Source organism: Streptomyces sp. NPDC048600, from assembly GCF_055587025.1.
Genome location: NZ_JBVJGZ010000012.1, coordinates 19,541 through 36,388, shown reverse-complemented (window position 1 = coordinate 36,388; position 16,848 = coordinate 19,541). Strand labels below are relative to the sequence as shown.

The 16,848-nt window shown below is 73.2% G+C and carries 16 protein-coding genes; 4 read left to right on the top strand and 12 right to left on the bottom strand.

Annotated features, from left to right (window positions below; translation table 11 throughout):
• Position 1: 1 nt before the first annotated feature.
• Positions 2-496 (bottom strand): GbsR/MarR family transcriptional regulator, encoded by a 495-nt coding sequence (locus ACZ6SQ_RS17985; RefSeq protein WP_469562752.1) that lies wholly within the window; start codon positions 494-496, stop codon positions 2-4.
• 72 nt (positions 497-568) lie between these two features.
• On the opposite strand from ACZ6SQ_RS17985, the gene ACZ6SQ_RS17980 reads away from it, so the two are divergent.
• Together ACZ6SQ_RS17980 and ACZ6SQ_RS17975 are read left to right on the top strand one after the other, a co-directional pair.
• Positions 569-1,471, top strand: a complete 903-nt coding sequence (locus tag ACZ6SQ_RS17980; RefSeq protein ID WP_469562749.1) for an ABC transporter ATP-binding protein — start codon at positions 569-571, stop codon at positions 1,469-1,471.
• The gene (locus ACZ6SQ_RS17975; protein ID WP_469562746.1) at positions 1,468-3,075 is read left to right on the top strand and encodes an ABC transporter permease; all 1,608 of its coding nucleotides are present in this window, start codon (positions 1,468-1,470) and stop codon (positions 3,073-3,075) included. The genes ACZ6SQ_RS17980 and ACZ6SQ_RS17975 overlap by 4 nt, the downstream gene beginning before the upstream one ends.
• Positions 3,076-3,112: 37 nt before the next feature.
• Here ACZ6SQ_RS17975 and ACZ6SQ_RS17970 read toward each other — a convergent pair whose 3' ends face one another.
• Positions 3,113-4,333 carry a cytochrome P450 gene (locus tag ACZ6SQ_RS17970; RefSeq protein ID WP_469562743.1) on the bottom strand — a complete coding sequence of 407 codons (1,221 nt, stop codon included), beginning with the start codon at positions 4,331-4,333 and terminating at the stop codon, positions 3,113-3,115.
• 123 nt (positions 4,334-4,456) lie between these two features.
• On the opposite strand from ACZ6SQ_RS17970, the gene ACZ6SQ_RS17965 reads away from it, so the two are divergent.
• Positions 4,457-5,272 (top strand): hypothetical protein, encoded by an 816-nt coding sequence (locus ACZ6SQ_RS17965; protein ID WP_469562740.1) that lies wholly within the window; start codon positions 4,457-4,459, stop codon positions 5,270-5,272.
• 25 nt (positions 5,273-5,297) lie between these two features.
• Here ACZ6SQ_RS17965 and ACZ6SQ_RS17960 read toward each other — a convergent pair whose 3' ends face one another.
• Both ACZ6SQ_RS17960 and ACZ6SQ_RS17955 read right to left on the bottom strand, forming a co-directional pair.
• Positions 5,298-5,966, bottom strand: coding sequence for a response regulator (locus ACZ6SQ_RS17960; RefSeq protein WP_469562737.1), 669 nt, complete (start codon positions 5,964-5,966; stop codon positions 5,298-5,300).
• The gene (locus tag ACZ6SQ_RS17955; protein ID WP_469562734.1) at positions 5,963-7,333 is read right to left on the bottom strand and encodes a sensor histidine kinase; all 1,371 of its coding nucleotides are present in this window, start codon (positions 7,331-7,333) and stop codon (positions 5,963-5,965) included. Before ACZ6SQ_RS17955 ends, ACZ6SQ_RS17960 begins: the two co-directional genes overlap by 4 nt.
• Before the next feature lie 251 nt (positions 7,334-7,584).
• Between ACZ6SQ_RS17955 and ACZ6SQ_RS17950 the strand changes: the two genes are divergently transcribed.
• Positions 7,585-8,463 (top strand): alpha/beta hydrolase, encoded by an 879-nt coding sequence (locus tag ACZ6SQ_RS17950; protein WP_469562732.1) that lies wholly within the window; start codon positions 7,585-7,587, stop codon positions 8,461-8,463.
• A 48-nt stretch (positions 8,464-8,511) separates the two neighbouring features.
• Here the strand turns inward: ACZ6SQ_RS17950 and kynU are convergent, their stop codons facing one another.
• The 8 genes from kynU to ACZ6SQ_RS17910 all read right to left on the bottom strand — a co-directional run bounded on the left by kynU (position 8,512) and on the right by ACZ6SQ_RS17910 (position 16,819).
• On the bottom strand, positions 8,512-9,708 hold the full coding sequence (gene kynU / locus ACZ6SQ_RS17945) for a kynureninase (protein ID WP_469562728.1): 1,197 nt from the start codon (positions 9,706-9,708) through the stop codon (positions 8,512-8,514).
• Positions 9,701-10,540 (bottom strand): tryptophan 2,3-dioxygenase family protein, encoded by an 840-nt coding sequence (locus ACZ6SQ_RS17940; protein WP_389330283.1) that lies wholly within the window; start codon positions 10,538-10,540, stop codon positions 9,701-9,703. Before ACZ6SQ_RS17940 ends, kynU begins: the two co-directional genes overlap by 8 nt.
• Positions 10,541-10,682: 142 nt before the next feature.
• Positions 10,683-11,096 carry a DUF3151 domain-containing protein gene (locus ACZ6SQ_RS17935; RefSeq protein WP_469562726.1) on the bottom strand — a complete coding sequence of 138 codons (414 nt, stop codon included), beginning with the start codon at positions 11,094-11,096 and terminating at the stop codon, positions 10,683-10,685.
• 476 nt (positions 11,097-11,572) lie between these two features.
• The gene (locus ACZ6SQ_RS17930) at positions 11,573-13,039 is read right to left on the bottom strand and encodes an MFS transporter (protein ID WP_469562723.1); all 1,467 of its coding nucleotides are present in this window, start codon (positions 13,037-13,039) and stop codon (positions 11,573-11,575) included.
• 292 nt (positions 13,040-13,331) lie between these two features.
• Positions 13,332-14,354, bottom strand: coding sequence for a class II fructose-bisphosphate aldolase (gene fbaA, locus ACZ6SQ_RS17925; protein ID WP_386386151.1), 1,023 nt, complete (start codon positions 14,352-14,354; stop codon positions 13,332-13,334).
• A 161-nt stretch (positions 14,355-14,515) separates the two neighbouring features.
• On the bottom strand, positions 14,516-15,064 hold the full coding sequence (gene pyrE, locus ACZ6SQ_RS17920; protein WP_386386153.1) for an orotate phosphoribosyltransferase: 549 nt from the start codon (positions 15,062-15,064) through the stop codon (positions 14,516-14,518).
• Between the two features lie 10 nt (positions 15,065-15,074).
• Positions 15,075-15,863, bottom strand: coding sequence for an aldose epimerase family protein (locus tag ACZ6SQ_RS17915; protein WP_469562718.1), 789 nt, complete (start codon positions 15,861-15,863; stop codon positions 15,075-15,077).
• 134 nt (positions 15,864-15,997) lie between these two features.
• On the bottom strand, positions 15,998-16,819 hold the full coding sequence (locus ACZ6SQ_RS17910) for an SRPBCC domain-containing protein (RefSeq protein ID WP_469562715.1): 822 nt from the start codon (positions 16,817-16,819) through the stop codon (positions 15,998-16,000).
• Positions 16,820-16,848 lie beyond the last annotated feature (29 nt).

The following is a 16,848-nucleotide window of genomic DNA, read 5'->3' as shown; positions in this document are numbered from 1 at the left end:
GCTACTTCCCGAACGTCCGGTCCCGGTGTTCCCGCCACCGCTCCATCATCGCCGCGATCTCCACCTCGATGAACTCGAAGAACTCCAGGGTCTCCCCCAGCCGCCGCCCCGCGGGAGTCCCCGGCCCGAGACTCACCACCCCGTCCCGAAGCGCCTCCTCCCACCGCTTCAGCACGGCCTCCCGGTTGGTCAGCGCCTCGTACCACTGATCGGCGTGCACCCGGTACCGCTCGCGCCGCGACCCCGGCTCGCGCTCCCGCGACACCATGTGCACCTGCGCCAGGTACCGCACGGCCCCCGACACCGCCGCCGGACTGATCCGCAGCCGCTCCCCCAGCTCGGCGGAGGTCAGCACCCCCTCGTCGGAGGCGAGCAGCGCCCCGAACACCCGCGCCGGCATCCGCGGCATCCCCGCCTCCACCAGCCGCGCGGCGAAGGACTCCACGAACCGAGACACGGCCTCGGCGTCCCGCTCCACCTCCACAGGCTCCGTCATACGACCACCCTACCCACGCTTCACACTCTTCCTTAACTTCACAAACTTCTGAAGAAAGCGTACGTTCGGAACATGACGAAGGCCATCACCGTCTCCGGACTGCACAAGTCCTTCGGCGGCACCCACGCCCTCGACGGCCTGGACCTGGAGGTCGAAGCCGGAGAGGTGCACGGCTTCCTCGGCCCGAACGGCTCGGGGAAGTCCACCACGATCCGCGTCCTGCTGGGCCTGCTGCACCCCGACGCGGGCGCCGCCCAGGTCCTCGGCCGCGACCCCTGGGCCGACGCGGTGGAGCTGCACCGGCACCTCGCCTACGTACCCGGCGACGTCACCCTGTGGCGCAACCTCTCCGGCGGCGAGGTCATCGACCTCTACGGCCGGCTGCGGGGCGGCCTGAACCGCGCCCGCCGGGACGAGCTGACCGACCGCTTCGAGCTGGACCCGACGAAGAAGGGCCGCACCTACTCCAAGGGCAACCGTCAGAAGGTCGCCCTGGTCGCCGCGTTCGCCTCGGACGTGGACCTGCTGATCCTGGACGAGCCCACCTCGGGCCTGGACCCGCTGATGGAGGAGGTCTTCCAGCGCTGCGTCGCCGAGGAGCGCGAGCGCGGCCGCACCGTCCTGCTCTCCTCGCACATCCTCAGCGAGGTGGAGGAGCTCTGCGACCGCGTCAGCATCATCCGCAAGGGCCGCACCGTCGAGACCGGCTCCCTCGCCGACCTGCGCCATCTGACCCGCACCAGCGTCTCGGCCGAGCTCGCCGGCCCGCCCAACGGCCTGTCCCGCCTCCCCGGCGTCCACGACCTCGACGTCCAGGGCCACCGTGTCCGCCTCCAGGTCGACACCGACAAGCTGGACGCCGTCCTGCGGTCGCTCGGCGAGTCCGGGGTGCGGTCGCTGACCTCGAAGCCGCCGACCCTGGAGGAACTGTTCCTGCGTCACTACCAGGACGACCTGGGCGAGGCGGCCCGATGACCGCCGCCGTCTTCGCCGCCCGCCCGCGCGGCTCCCGCCCGCTGGCCGGGACGGGCGCGCTGCTGCGCTTCGCCCTGCGCCGCGACCGCGTGATGATCCCGGTCTGGACCGGCGTGAACGCCCTGATGGTCCTGTCCATGCCGAACACGATCAGGAGCCTGTACGGCACCCCGGAGGAACGCGCGAACCTCCTCCAGCAGATGGCGGCCAACTCCTCGCTGCGCGCGATGACCGGCCCGGTCCTCGGCGACTCGTACGGCGCCCTGACCGTCTGGCGCGTGGGTGTCTACGCCGGTGCCCTCGCGGCCGTGCTGAGCCTGCTGCTCGTCGTACGCCACACCCGCGACGAGGAGGAGAGCGGCCGTCAGGAGCTGATCTCCTCGGCGATGGTCGGCCGCCGGGCCCCGCTGACCGCGGCCCTGCTCACGGCCGCCGTCGCCGCCGCCGGCCTGGCCGCGCTGATCACCGTGGGACTGTTCCCGCAGGGCGGCACCGGGGCCCTGGCCTTCGGGCTGGGCATCGCGGGAGTCGGCCTGCTGTTCGCGACGACGGCGGCGATCGCCGCGCAGCTCACCGAGAGCGCGCGGCTCGCGCGCGGGCTGACGGCGGCGGTCCTCGGAGCCGCGTTCGTGCTGCGCGCGGCGGGCGACGCGGCGACGGACGACGGCTCCTCGCCCCTGACCTGGCTGTCCCCGCTGGGGTGGCTGGAGAACCTGCGGCCCTACGCGGACGAACGCTGGTGGGTCCTGGCGCTGTTCGCGGCGGCGATCCTGGTGCAGGCCGCGATCGCCTACGAACTCGCCGGCCGCCGCGACGTCGGCATGAGCTTCCTCGCCACCCGGCCCGGCCCGGCCACCGGCCGCCTGGGCACCGCCGGCGCCCTCGCCCTGCGCCTCCAGCGGGGCGCCCTGCTCGGCTGGAGCGGCGCGTTCCTGGTCGCCGGGGTCGTCTACGGCGCCATGACCGAGGGCGCGGCCGACCTGGTCGGCGACAACGAGCGGGCCCGCGAGATCTTCCGGCGCATGGGCGGCCAGTCGGCCCTGACGGAGGCCTTCCTGGCCTCCATGGCGGGCTTCTTCGGTCTGGTCGCCACGCTGTTCGTGGTGTCGTCCGTGCTGCGCCTGCACGGCGAGGAGACCTCGGGACGGGCGGAACCCCTGCTGGCCGCCCCCGTCGGCCGGATCCGCTGGGCGTCGGGCCATCTGCTGATCGCCTTCGGCGGCAGCGCCCTGATCATGCTCCTGGCCGGCCTCGGCCTCACCGTGGGCTACGGCAGGCAGGCGGGCCCGATCCTGGCGGCCTGTCTGGTCCAGCTCCCCGCCGTCTGGACGGTCGGCGGCCTGGCGGTCCTGCTGTACGGCGTACTCCCCCGCACGGCCACGGCCGCCTGGGCGGTGGCCGGGGCGGTCCTCCTGATCGGCTGGGTGGGCCCGGCCCTGGACGTCCCCGGGCTCGTCCTGGATCTCTCGCCCTTCGGCCATCTGCCCAAGCTGCCGGGCGGCGAGATGGACTGGGCGCCGGTGACGGCCCTGACGCTGCTCGCCGCGGCGCTGGTGGGCGCGGGCCTGGCGGGGCTCCGGCGACGGGACCTGCTCAGCGGCTGAGCGGGTCCCGGACCGCGGCCGGGGTGCCGCGCGCGCCTCACTGCACCTCGACCGCGAGTCCCTCCAGCCCCCGGATCACGAAGTTCGGCTTGCGCCGGGGCTCCTCGGCGAGCCGCAGTGCCGGGGCGCGCTCCAGCAGGGCCGTCATGGAGGCGGCGAGCTCCAGCCGCGCCAGCGGGGCGCCGATGCAGTAGTGGATGCCGGCGCTGAAGGAGATGTGCGGGTTCTCGGCGCGGGTGAGATCGAGGCGCTCCGGGTCGGCGAACACGGCCGGGTCGTGGTTGGCCGAGCCGAAGAGCAGGGCGAGTTCCGCACCGCGCGGGACGACCGTCCCGTCGATCTCGACCTCGTCCAGCACCCAGCGCTCGAACAGCTGGAGCGGGGTGTCGTACCGCATCAGCTCCTCGATCGCGGCGGGCACCAGGGTGTGGTCGGCGCGCAGCGCGGCGAGCTGGCCGGGGTTGCGGAACAGCGCGTACCAGCCGTTCACCGTGGCGTTCACGGTGGCCTCGTGACCGGCGTTCAGCAGCAGGACGCAGGTCGAGATCATCTCCTGCTCGGTGAGCCGGTCGCCCTCGTCGTGGGCCGCGATCAGACCGGAGATCAGATCGTCGCCGGGCTCCTTGCGGCGCTCGGCGATCAACTCCCGCAGATACTCCGAGAACTCGACGGACGCCCGTACCGCGCGGGTGGCCGCGTCCTCGGAGGGGTTCAGCTCGTACATCCCGCAGATGTCCGCCGACCAGGGCCGAAGCGGCGCACGGTCCGCCTCCGGCACCCCCAGCATCTCCGCGATCACGGCCACCGGCAGCGGCTCGGCCACGTCCGCGAGCAGATCCCCGCCCCCGGCGGCGACGAGCCGGTCCACCAGCTCACCCGCCAGCCGCTCGACGTACGGCTTCAGCCGCTCCACCGTCCGCGGCGTGAACGCCTTCGACACCAGCCGCCGGATCCTGGTGTGGTCCGGCGGCTCCAGGTCGAGCATCCCGTGGTCGTTCAGCGTGTGGAACGGCTCGTGCGCCGGGTCGGGCGCGGTCCGCCCGAACTCCTCGTGCGTGAACCGGTGCTGGTACGTCCGCCCCAGCCGTCTGTCCCGCAGCAGCGCCGACACGTCCGCGTGGTGCGGCACCAGCCACTGCCCGGTGGGCTCGAAGTACAGAACCCGGCCCTTGTCCCGAAGCTGGGCGTAGGCGGGGTACGGGTCCGCGAGAAACGCCGGGTCCCAGGGGTCGAACGCGAGATCAGTACGGCCTGACATGCCCGGACGGTAACCCGCCCGTCCGCTCCCTGACCAGGGGGCTCGCGCCGGACGCCCCGCCGTTCGCACCGCCCGCGGGAAAACACCCTCCCCAAGATCCACACACGCCTCTACGATCACGCCATGCCGATCACGCCACCGTCCGTCCCCGTGCTGCGGGGCCGCGGGAACACCTCACTGGCCTTCGAGGGCTCGGCCCTGATCCTGCGCCGGCGCGACGAGGAGATCGAGATACCCCTGGCGGCCGTCGCCCGGGTCCACGGTGCGCGGCGGGTGGTCGAGGTCCAGCTGAGGTCGCCGGGCGGGAAGCCGGTCGCCCATCGGGTCAAGGACGTCGGCGACGCCGCCGCCACCGCCTTCGTCGCGGCCGTCAACGCGGCCCTGGCCACAGTCGCCGAGCCGGCCCCGGACGGGTCCGCGCTGGTCACCGTGCGCACCCCGGACTCCGGGAGCTGGAAGGCCAGGAAGCGGCGGACGGTCCGGCTGGTCTGGGCGGCGCTGCTGCTCATGCTCTGCGCGGAGACCGTGACCGTCACCCTCGCCGGCGATCCCGTGGCCTCGGTCGTGGTGTGGATGCTCGGCCTCACCACCGGACTGCTGGCCCACGCGGCGGTGGTCACACTGCCCTTCGGCCACCGGATGTGGCGGCTGCCCAAGCACGGCGTCACGGTCGTCGCGCAGTACGGGGGCTACATCGACGGGATGCACATCTACGACTTCGCAGACCTGAACGGCAACAGGTTCGCGTACACCCCGGCCGGATACCGCGGGGACCGGGTCGAGGTCGTCTACGACCCCGCCGACCCCCTCAACGGCAGCGCCCGTGACCTGCTCGTCGGGCGGGGGACCATGCTGGTGCTCCCGGTGCTCTCCGGCTTCTTCGCCCTGCTCGGGCTGGTGCTGACCCTGGGGGTCGTCCCCCTGGCGATCCACACATGACCGGGGCGGCGGCCCGGCCCCCGGCTCACCCCGGCACGACCAGCCGCGCCTCGTACGCGAACACCGCCGCCTGCGTCCGGTCCCTGAGCCCCAGCTTCACCAGGATCCGGCTCACATGCGTCTTGATCGTCGACTCGGCGACCACCAGCCGCTCCGCGATCTCGGCGTTGGACAGCCCCTGGGCGATCAGCACCAGCACCTCGGTCTCCCGCTCGGTCAGCTCGCCGTAGGCGGCGCCCGCCGTCTGCGCCGCCCGGCGCGGGGTGTCCGACATCTTCGCGAACTCGCTGATCAGCCGCTTGGTCACCGAAGGGGCCAGCAGGGCCTCGCCCTCGGCCACCACCCGCACCCCGTCGGCCAGTTGGCGCGCCGAGGCGTCCTTCAGCAGAAAGCCCGACGCCCCGGCCCGCAGCGCCTGGTACACATACTCGTCCAGGTCGAACGTGGTCAGCACCAGCACCCTCGCGGAACCGTCCGCCGCCACGATCTCCCGGGTCGCCTCGATGCCGTTCAGCTCGGGCATGCGGATGTCCATCAGGACGACGTCCGGGGCGAGTTCACGGACCTTGGCCACCGCCTCGCGGCCGTTGACCGCCTCCCCCACGACCTCGATGCCCGGCATCGCGTTGAGCAGGACGGAGAAGCCCTCCCGCACCATCATCTGGTCGTCGGCGATCAGTACCCGGATGGTCATGCCCCGGCCCCGCTCGCCGCCGCGACCGGCAGGAACACCGTCACCTCGTAGCCGCCCTCGGGGGTGGCCGCCGAGGTCATCTCGCCGTTCAGCATGGTGACCCGCTCACGCATACCGGTGATGCCGTGCCCGGCGCCCGGCGAGGGCTTCACCAGCCCCGGCGCGGGCGGCGGGCCGTTGACCACGCGCAGACCCAGACCGCCGAGCACATAGCCGATCTCCACCCGGGCGGTCGCGCCCGGCGCGTGCCGCAGGACGTTGCTCAGCGCCTCCTGCACGATCCGGTACGCCGACAGCTCCACACCCTGCGGGAGTTCGCGGGCCGCGCCGGTGACCAGCTTCTCCACGTCCAGGCCCGCGTCACGGACGTTGGCCAGCAGGGCGTCGAGGTCCGCCAGGGTGGGCTGCGGGGCGTCCGGGGCCTCGTAGTCCTCGGCGCGGACGACACCCAGCACCCGGCGCAGCTCGGTGAGGGCGGCGACCGCGTTCTCCCGGATCGTGACGAACGCGCGCTCCAGCTCCGGGGGCGGGTTCTGCACCCGGTAGGGGGCGGCCTCGGCCTGGATGGCGACGACCGACATGTGATGGGCCACCACGTCGTGCAGCTCGCGGGCGATGGTGGTGCGCTCCTCCAGCAGGGTCCGCCGGGAACGCTCCTGCTCGGTCACCGTCTGCTGGGCCGTCACCTCCTGCGCGGCCTCGCGCCGCACATGCAGCAGCGTCACCAGCAGCAACGAGACCGCCGACAGGAACAGCATGGCCGTGGTGTCGGAGTCGTAGTACGTCTGCCGAGTGACGTCGGCCGCCAGGGCGTACCCCGCGGTCAGCAGCCACATCCAGGCGGCGGCGCGCGGCCGCGTGCGTATCGCGACGATCGTCAGCACGAACAGGTGCGCGGTGAAGCTGGCCGGCTGCCAGGGCCAGCCGTCCCAGGTGTCGCCGATCACCCCGAGCACCGGCGTCGAGACCAGCGACACCCAGAACGCGCCGACCGGCCGGACCAGGGTCAGCAGCACCGCCGCCGCGGGGATCAGGGCCGCCACGACCGCGGGCGGATCGCCCACGTCCCGGCCCGTCGTGATCCCGGAGGTCAGCGTGATCCACGCCAGCACCGCCACCAGAGCGTGCGGTGTCCACACCGCGTACCGGCGAAGGCGCGGCGGCAGCTTGCCGATCCGCAGGCCGTCCGGTGAGAGGGCGGGCAGCGGACGGTAGGCGAAGGCGTCGTGCGTCAGGTCCTGCCGCATTCCGCGCAGCGCCGCCATCGCCGCCCGGAACTCGGGGCTGCGCGGCTTGTAGGGCTGGTACGGGTTCTCCGGCGCGGTCGGCCGCGTCCCGCCGCCGCCCGTGTGGGTCGTCTCGGTCACGTACAGAACGGTAGGCCCGGCCCCCGGCCGCCGTCGTCACCAGTGAGGCGGGTACTCCGGCGTCCCTCTCAGGTACTACGGGCTCTTCGGCGGACGTCCGGCAGGCAGAACCGTTTTCCCCTCACCGTGCGTGACATCCCCGTGTCCGCGCACGTCACCGGCCTGATACCGTCCCCGCCAACGGCCGGATCACACACCCGGCCGCTCTCACCTGGTCCGCCAATTCCGTATCGCCGCTGAGAGGTTGGAGCATGCCGGACGACGCCGCAGCAGAACGGGCCGCCGCCGAGGAGGAGTCGGCCTTCTCGCACCCGCCCGTCGACCCCGACGTCACCGCCGCGTACGGCGGCCACCCCGACCAGGTGATCGACTTCTACGCGCCGCGCGACGAGTGCCCGCCCGGCACGGCGCCCCTGGTCGTCGTCCTGCACGGCGGCGCGTGGCGGGCACCGTACGACCGCGCGCACATCAGCCCGTTCGCGGACTTCCTGGCCCGCCGGGGCTTCGCGGTGGCGAGCGTGGAGTACCGCCGCGGGCCCGCGGAGCCGCAGGCCGGCGGCACGCCCGTCGCGGGCCGCTGGCCGGACACCTTCGACGACATCGCCGCCGCGCTGGACGCGCTGCCCGCCCTCGCCCACGAGGCGCTGCCGCAGGCCGACCCGCGCCGCACGGTGATCACCGGCCACTCCGCCGGCGGCCACCTCGCCCTCTGGGCGGCGGCCCGGCACGTCCTGCCCGCCGACGCGCCCTGGCGCACCGGCGGCCCCGCCACGCTGCGCGGAGTCGTCGCCCTCGCCCCGATCGCCGACTTCACCGTCGCCGAGAAGCTCGACGTCTGCGGCAACGCCTCACTCCAACTCCTCGGCGGGGAGCAGCGGTTCGCGGAGCGGCTGCCGTACGCCGACCCCGCGTTCCTGCTGCCCACCGGCATCGCCACCACGCTCGTCCAGGGCCGGGCCGACGACGTCGTCCCGCAGGCCGTCGCCGAGTCCTACGCGGACGCGGCGGCCAGGGCGGGCGAGGTGGTGGGCCTGACCCTGCTGGAGGAGGTGGGCCACTTCCCGCTGATCGACCCGGCGGCGGACGCGTGCGCGGTGGTGGTCGAGGAGATCGCCCAACTGGCCTGGTAGGACGGGGCCGGACCCGTCACCGGGACCGGCCCCGCACGACGACCGGGATCAGGACGAAGGTCCGGCGAGAACCTCCCCCAGCACCCGGGCGGCCCGCTCGACGTCCGCGAATCCCACGTACAGCGGCGTGAACCCGAACCGCAGGACGTCCGGCGCGCGGAAGTCGCCCACGACACCGCGCTCGACGAGCCGGCGCATGACGTCACCGGCGTCGTCGCAGCGCAGGGCGACCTGGCTGCCGCGCTCCGCGTGGGCCACCGGGGTGAGGCACTCGACCCGCCCCGCCGGCACGTACTCGGCGACGCACTCCAGGAAGAAGTCCGTCAGCGCGAGGGACTTGGCGCGGACGGCGTCGACCGACACGCCGTCCCACACCTCCAGCGCGGCTTCCAGGGCCAGCATCGACAGGATGTCCGGCGTACCGACGCGGCCGCGCGGGGAACCCGAGGCGGGTTCGTACGCCGCCCGCATGCCGAAGGGCTCCGCGTGGGAGTTCCAGCCGGGCAGCGGGGAGTCGAAACGGTCCTGGAGTCCACGCCGTACATACAGGTACGCCGGTGAACCGGGCCCGCCGTTCAGGTACTTGTAGGTGCAGCCGACGGCGAGGTCGACGCCGTGCTCGTCCAGCCCGACGGGCAGGGCGCCCGCGCTGTGGCAGAGGTCCCAGACCGACAGCGCGCCCGCGGCACGCACGGCCGCGGTGAGCGCGGGCAGGTCGTGCAGCCGGCCGGTGCGGTAGTCGACGTGGTTCAGCAGCACCGCGGCCGTACGGTCGCCGAGCGCGGACGGCACCTCGGCCGGGGTCACGGGCCGCAGGGTGCGGCCGGTCATCCGGGCGGCGGACTCGGCGATGTAGCCGTCGGTCGGGAAGGTGGTGGCGTCGACCAGGATCTCGTCACGCCCCTCCCCGGCCATCCGCACGGCGGCGACCAGCGCCTTGAAGACATTGACGCTCGTGGAGTCGCCGACCACGATCTGCCCGGCCCCGGCACCCACCAGCGGGGCGATCAGGTCGCCGATCCGCTCGGGCGCGGTCCACCAGCCGCTCTCGTCCCAGGAGCGGATACGCAGCTCGCCCCACTGCCGGCGCACCACGTCCTCGACCCGTCCCGGGACGGCGACGGGCAGGGCACCCAGCGAGTTGCCGTCGAGATAGACGACATCATCGAGCACGAACTCACCGCGCTTGGCGGCGAGTTCGTCGACGGCATCCGCCTTCTCGGCCCTCTCCCTCAGCTCAGACATGGGACCTCGCCGTCCACAGCTCGGGGAAGACGTTCTTACGGGCCCGCTTCTCCAGCCAGGCGACCCCGGCCGAACCGCCGGTGCCGGCCTTGGAGCCCATGGCACGCCGGGTGGCGACGAGGTGGTCGTTGCGCCAGCGCCAGACCAGTTCACCGACGTCCGTCAGGGCCTCGCCGAGGCGGGCGACCTCGTCGTCCTGGTCACCGGCGTAGACAGCGGTCCACACGGCCTCGACCTCGTCGGTCGGCTCGTAGCGCAGCGCGACGTCACGCGTCAGCACGGACGCCGGTATCGCGTGGCCGCGCCGGGCGAGCAGGCGCAGCACCTCGTCGTACAGGCTCGGCTCGTGCAGGGCCTTCTCCAGCTCCGCGTGGACACGGGGGGCGCCGCGGTGCGGGACCAGCATCGACGCGGACTTCTCACCGAGCAGGAACTCCATGCGGCGGTACATCGCCGACTGGAACCCGGAGCCCTCGCCCAGGGCGCCGCGGTAGGCGTTGAACTGGGCCGGGGTGAGCTGGCCGAGCGGCTTCCAGGAGGCGTTCAGCGCCTCCAGCTCACGCACCGACCGCTTCAGGGCGGCCCGCGCGGTGGGGACGTCGTCGCCGCGCAGGGCGCGTGCGGCGGTCTCCCACTCGTGCACGATGACCGTGAACCACAGCTCCATCACCTGGGTGGTGACCAGGAAGACCATCTCGCCGGGGTCGTCGGAGAGGGTGTGCTGGAGGTGGGTGAGCACGTCCGCCTTGACGTAGTCCTCGTACGGCGTCGTGCCTTCGAAGTCGAGATGCGGAGTCTCGGGCTCGTGGGCCTCATGAGCCTCTTGGGACATCGCTGTCTCCTGTTTGTACTCCGGGTAGCGGTCCGCCCCTGCCGATTCCGGCACGGGGGCCCCGGTCCCCACCGGCATCCTCCGCAATCCCACCCTTTTCGCGCAAGGCCCGCCCGAACATTCGGGCGGGCCCGCGGGACGGCTAGCCCAGGGTCTGGGCCGCCGTCGGGGAGGAGTCCTTCAGGAACTGCGAGCAGCGCTCGTACTCCTCCTGCTCGCCGATCGACCCCGCCGCGCGGGCGAGGCCGTGCAGGGCGCGCAGGAAGCCGCGGTTCGGCTCGTGCTCCCAGGGGACCGGGCCGTGCCCCTTCCAGCCGTTGCGGCGCAGGGCGTCCAGGCCGCGGTGGTAGCCGGTGCGGGCGTAGGCGTACGACTCCACGACGCTGCCCCGCTCGTACGCCTCGTCCGCGAGGCGGGCCCAGGCGAGGGAGGAGGTGGGGTACTTGGCGGCGACTTCCGCCGCGGGGGTGCCTGCGGCCAGCATTTCCCGGGGCTCGGGGTCGTCGGGCAGCTGCGTCGGGGGCGGGCCGCCGAGGAGGTTCTCGTGAATCGTCATGACTTCCAGTCTGGTACATCCACGGCGGTGAGCGCGCGTGGTGGGTGTACGGAGGGCAGCTCGGCGTCGTGGCCGGGGCAGGGTCGTCTCGCAGCTCGACGTCAGCGACGTACCGCCCGGCGGTTGCTGAGGCGGGGGCGGTGCGCAACTCGGCGTCGGCGAGGTGCCGCCGCGCCCACCCGTGCCGCCCCGAGCGGCACGCATGCCCGCGGCGGCGGCGCGCAGCCCGAGGCGACGGGCGACAGACGACAGGCGACGGGCGACGGGCGACGGGCGACGGGAAGTCGCGTACGGCGGCAAGGGGACGGGGCGGGGGGTGTCCGCCCGCAGCGGCCGCCGTCGAGCAGCAGAACCCCCGTAGGGAACCAGCCCGGCGGACCGAGGACGGATACCCCCCGGCCCGGCCCCGCACCACCCCCGAACCGACCGCGCTACCGCAACCCCCACCGGACGCGAGCAGGCCGCCGCAGGCACCGTCACGACAACCGACGGCGAACCGGCTCGCCCTCCAGCGGCGGTGACGACACCGCGGCGAAGCGACGGCATTCGGGGCGACGGCAGCCGGGATCCGGCCGCCGCACGGTCGCGAAGGCCACCACCGCCCCCACCACCAGCACCCCCGCACACCACGGCATAGCCCGCCGGAACGCCGCGTCGAACGCCTCGGCCGAGCGATACGCCTCCGGCCCCATGTCCGCCAGCAACGGCAGCGCCGCCACCGCCACCAGCCCCGCCGCCCGCGCCGCCGCGTTGTTGATCCCACTGGCCAGCCCCGCCCGGGCCACGTCCACCGACGCCAGCACGGTCGCGGTCAGCGGCGCCACCAGCGCGACCATGCCCAGCCCCAGCACCAGCAGCGCGGGCAGCACATCCGTCACATAGTCCGCGTCCTCCCCGACCCGCAGCATCAGCAGCATCCCCGCCGCACACAGCAACGGTCCCACCGTCAGCGGAATCCGGGGCCCGATCTTCTCCCCCAACTCCCCCGCTCGCGCCGAGAACAGCAGCATCAGCACCGTCGTGGGCAGCAGCGCCGTCCCCGCCTCCAGCGCGCTGTACCCCGACACCACCTGGAGCTGGAGCACCGACAGGAAGAAGAACCCGCCGAACGCCGCGTACACACACAGTGTGACCACGTTGACCGCCGTGAACTGCCGCGAGGCGAAGATGTCCAGCGGCATCATCGGATCGGCCCGGCGCCGCTCCACGTACACGAACGCCACCCCGGCCGCGACACCCCCCACCGCCGTGAGCACCACCGTCACGCCCCCGACCTGCGCCTCGATCAGCGCGTACGTCACGAGCGCGAGCGACGCCGCCCCCAGCAGGGCGCCCAGCACGTCGAAGCGCCCGTGCTTGCGGCCGTCGCCGGACTCGGGGACGTGCCGCAGGGCCACCGGCACGCACAGCAGGGCCAGCGGGACGTTCAGCAGGAACACCCACCGCCAGCCCGGCCCGTCCACCAGCCAGCCGCCCAGGAACGGCCCGACGGCCGCACCGATGCCGCCGAACCCGGACCACAGACCGACCGCCCGGGCCCGGTCGTCGGGATGGAAGGACGCCTGGATCAGCGCGAGGGACCCGGGAGTGAGCAGCGCGCCGCCGACCCCCTGCAGCGCGCGGGCCACGATGAGCACCCCCGCGTCGGGCGCGAGCCCGCACAGCAGGGACGCCACGGCGAACCACACGACACCGATCACGAAGATCTTCCGGCGGCCGTAGCGGTCGCCCAGGGAGCCGCCGAGCAGGATCAGCCCGGCCAGCGTGACCATGTACGCGTTGACGGTCCACTGGAGGACGGCGAGGTCGGCGTCCAGGTCGCGGCCGATGGCCGGGAGGGCGACGTTGACGACGGTCGAGTCCAGCAGCGCCATGCTGGAGCCGAGCACGGTGGTGAGCAGGATCCAACGGCCCTGCGACGAGACCAGCCGGACATCGGGCATGACTTCAGTAAACAGCGGCCCCGGAAGAACGAGCGACCGCTGGAAGAGAGGCGCGGCCACGACGAAAAGCCGGAAGCCGAAAACCCGAAACCCGAAACCCGGAAGCCGAAAGCCGGAAGCCGGAAGCCGAAATGCCGCCCACCCCACCACCGCACCACCCCACCCGAGAACGCCGACGAGCCCGGCACCCACCAAGGGCACCGGGCTCGCCGCACAGCACGAGCGAGGGGACCTCACACAGAGGCCACCGCACAGCAAGGGCGAGGGGCCTCACACGGAGACCCCGCTCCCCTTACTTGATCTTCGTACCGGAGGACCGCAGGTTCGCACAGGCCTGCACGACCCGCTCGGCCATCGAAGCCTCGGCCAGCTTGCCCCAGGTCCGCGGGTCGTAGGTCTTCTTGTCGCCGACCTCGCCGTCGACCTTCAGGACGCCGTCGTAGTTCTGGAACATGTGCGCGGCGACGGGACGGGTGAACGCGTACTGGGTGTCCGTGTCGATGTTCATCTTCACGACGCCGTTCTCCAGCGCGGTCGCGATCTCCTGCTCGGTGGAGCCGGAGCCGCCGTGGAAGACGAAGTCGAACGGGGCGGCCTTGCCGTACTTGGCGGCGACGCCGTCGTTCAGCTCCTTCAGCAGCTCGGGGCGGAGGACGACGTTGCCCGGCTTGTAGACGCCGTGGACGTTGCCGAAGGACGCGGCGAGCAGGTAGCGGCCCTTCTCGCCCAGGCCGAGGGCCTCGACGGTGCGGATGGCGTCGTCGACGGTGGTGTACAGCTCGTCGTTGATCTCGTGGGTGACGCCGTCCTCCTCGCCACCGGTGGGGGTGATCTCCACCTCGAGGATGATCTTCGCGGCGACGGCGCGCTCGAGCAGCTCCTGCGCGATGGACAGGTTGTCGGCGAGGGTCTCCGCGGAGCCGTCCCACATGTGGGACTGGAACAGCGGGTTGCGGCCGGCCTTGACGCGCTCCTCGGAGACGGCGAGCAGCGGACGGACGTAGCCGTCGAGCTTGTCCTTCGGGCAGTGGTCGGTGTGCAGGGCGACCGTGACCGGGTACTTCTCCGCGAGGATGTGCGCGTACTCGGCGAGGGCCACCGCGCCGGTGACCATGTCCTTGCTGTACTGACCGCCCAGGAACTCGGCGCCGCCCGTCGAGATCTGGATGATGCCGTCGCTCTCCGCCTCGGCGAAGCCGCGCAGAGCCGCGTTCAGGGTCTGGCTGGAGGTGACGTTGATGGCCGGGTAGGCGAACTTGCCTGCCTTCGCCCGGTCGAGCATCTCGTTGTAGACCTCGGGGGTTGCGATGGGCATCTGTCCGCTCCTTGTATGTGCGGGTGGGCGTTAAGGGTGCTTACGGCCCTGACCTAGACCATGGGGTGGGGGCGACGTCATCGTCGGCCCACATCTTTCCAGACTCGGCCGGTAGGTCCAGGCGTGGTCCGAGGGGCGGTCGCTACTGATCGGTAGCGCGATCAGTCCAGCCCGAGCTCGTCCTTGGAGAAGGCGAACAGGTACGGCACACCCGCCCCGGCCTGGATCTTCTCGGCGGCACCGGTGGCCCGGTCGACGATGGTCGCCACGGCCACGACCTCCGCGCCGGCCTCGCGCACGGCCTCGACGGCCGTCAGCGGGGAGCCGCCGGTGGTGGAGGTGTCCTCGACGACGAGCACCCGGCGGCCCTTGATGTCCGGGCCCTCGACACGGCGCTGGAGGCCGTGCGCCTTGGCGGCCTTGCGGACGACGAAGGCGTCCAGGCGGCGGCCGCGGGCGGCGGCGGCGTGCAGCATCGCGGCGGCGACCGGGTCGGCCCCCATGGTGAGACCGCCGACCGCGTCGAAGTCGAGCTCGGCCGTGAGGTCGAGCAGCACCTGGCCGACCAGCGGGGCGGCCTCGCCGTCGAGGGTCACGCGGCGCAGGTCGACGTAGTAGTCGGCCTCCAGACCCGAGGAGAGCGTCACTTTGCCGTGCACCACGGCCTTGTCCTTGATCTGCGCCAGCAGTGCGCCACGAGCATCCGTCATGCCGACCAGCTTAGAGCCGCCGCCAGCTCCAGGTGGTCGTGGCCTCCAGCGGCTCCAGGGGCGTGACCAGGCGCGGGAGGGTGTTGAGGCCGTTGGGTGGGCCGGTCTGCGGCTCCACGCACACGGCGGCCTCCTGCTCGTCGTAGACGACCACCCACTGCTCGGGGCTGGTCACCTTCAGCTCCAGCAGCCCCGGCCAGGTGAGGGTGACGTCGACGCCGTCGGGCATGCCGAAACAGTCGTCCCAGGGGCCGGACTTGGGGTCGACGCGATGGCCGGTGGGCAGGTGGTCGTCGCCGCGTTCCTCCTGCCAGGCGGCGTCGAAGGCGAGGTCGGCGTCGGTGCCGTTCAGGGTCCGGTTGAACCAGGGGTGCCAGCCGATCTGCGCCGGGAAGGACGAGTCGTACGTCTCCACGGACATGGTGAGGGTCAGGGAGCCGGGCGCGAGGGCGACGGCCTGGGTGACGCGGCCGGTGTAGGGCCAGGGGTCGGTCAGGTCGTAGGTGATGACGGCCTCGTCCGCCGTGACACGGGCGACGGACCAGGCGCCGTCCCGGGCGGTGCCGTGGATGGCGTGCGGCGGGGCGTTGAGCGGCAGGCGGTGCTCGACCCCGCCGTTGAGGAACCGGCCCTCGCGGGTGCGGCCGCACCAGGGGACCATCGGGAAGCAGCCGTAGCGCTCGCCCTGCCTCAGCAGTTGGACGCCGTCGACGCGCAGGCCGCTCACTCGGCCGCCGCCGGCGGGGGTCACCGTCACTTCCGCTTCGCCCGCGGTCAGCGTGATCTCGTCGTTACTCACGAGGTGACCCTACTTCGGCGATCTCCCAGGTGGGCGACGGTGGCCGATTGTGGGCCCCCCGGGGGCCGTATCGGACCGGTACGGAGGTTCCGCAGAACCCCAGGGGGCCGGCGGGACCACGGCCCCGACGAGTCCTAGAAGCGGCGGCGGTGGCGCAGCGCCCTGCCCGCCACGATCACGGTGGCCACCACCAGGGCCGCCGCGGGGGCGGCCCAGCGCAGGGCGGAGCCCTGGGCGATGGTCTGGGGCGCCGGGACCGGCGCGTAACGCCCGCGCGGCGGGGCGTGGTCGACCTCCTCCGCGCTGCGGCCGATCATCGTGCGGCGGGCGTGGGCGGCCTCGGCGGGCGGCCCGTCCGGTTCCTCGACGTCGTCGGCGAGCGGGTCCAGGGAGGACGCCGGGACCTCGGTCTCGAACACGGACGCGGACACCTCGGCCGCGGACTCCGTGTCCTCGGTGGCGCCCTCGGCCCCGGCCCCGGAGGGCTCCCCGGCCGCGGGCCCTTCCTCGGGCCCCGCCTCGGACGCTTCCGCCGGCTCCCCGCCGTCGAGCTGCTCGGCGAACCGGTTCAGCAGCCGCGTCACCGCCGTGGCGACCACGTCGTCCGGGAGGCCGGCCGCCCGGCCGTCCACGGTGCCCGTGCCGCTGAAGGCGACGGCCGCGCCGTCCTCGGTGTCCCGCACGCTCAGGGTCAGGGCGAACTTCACCGCACCCGTGCCGCGGGACTCGACCGCCTCGCCCTCGACGGCGTACGTGCCGTCCTCGCGCGCGGTCACGGAGGCCGTGCCGCGGTAGGTGATGGTCGTGCCGCCGATCCGGACCTTGAGGCGGCCCGCGACGGGCTCGGCGCCCGCCTCCTGCTGGAGCCCGGGGAGCGCCCGGGCCACCCGCGCGGGGTCGGCCAGGGCCGCCCGCACCCGCTCGCCGGAGACCGGCACACGCACCTCATGCTCCATGTCGGCCGAGCCTACCCAGCCGGGGCCCG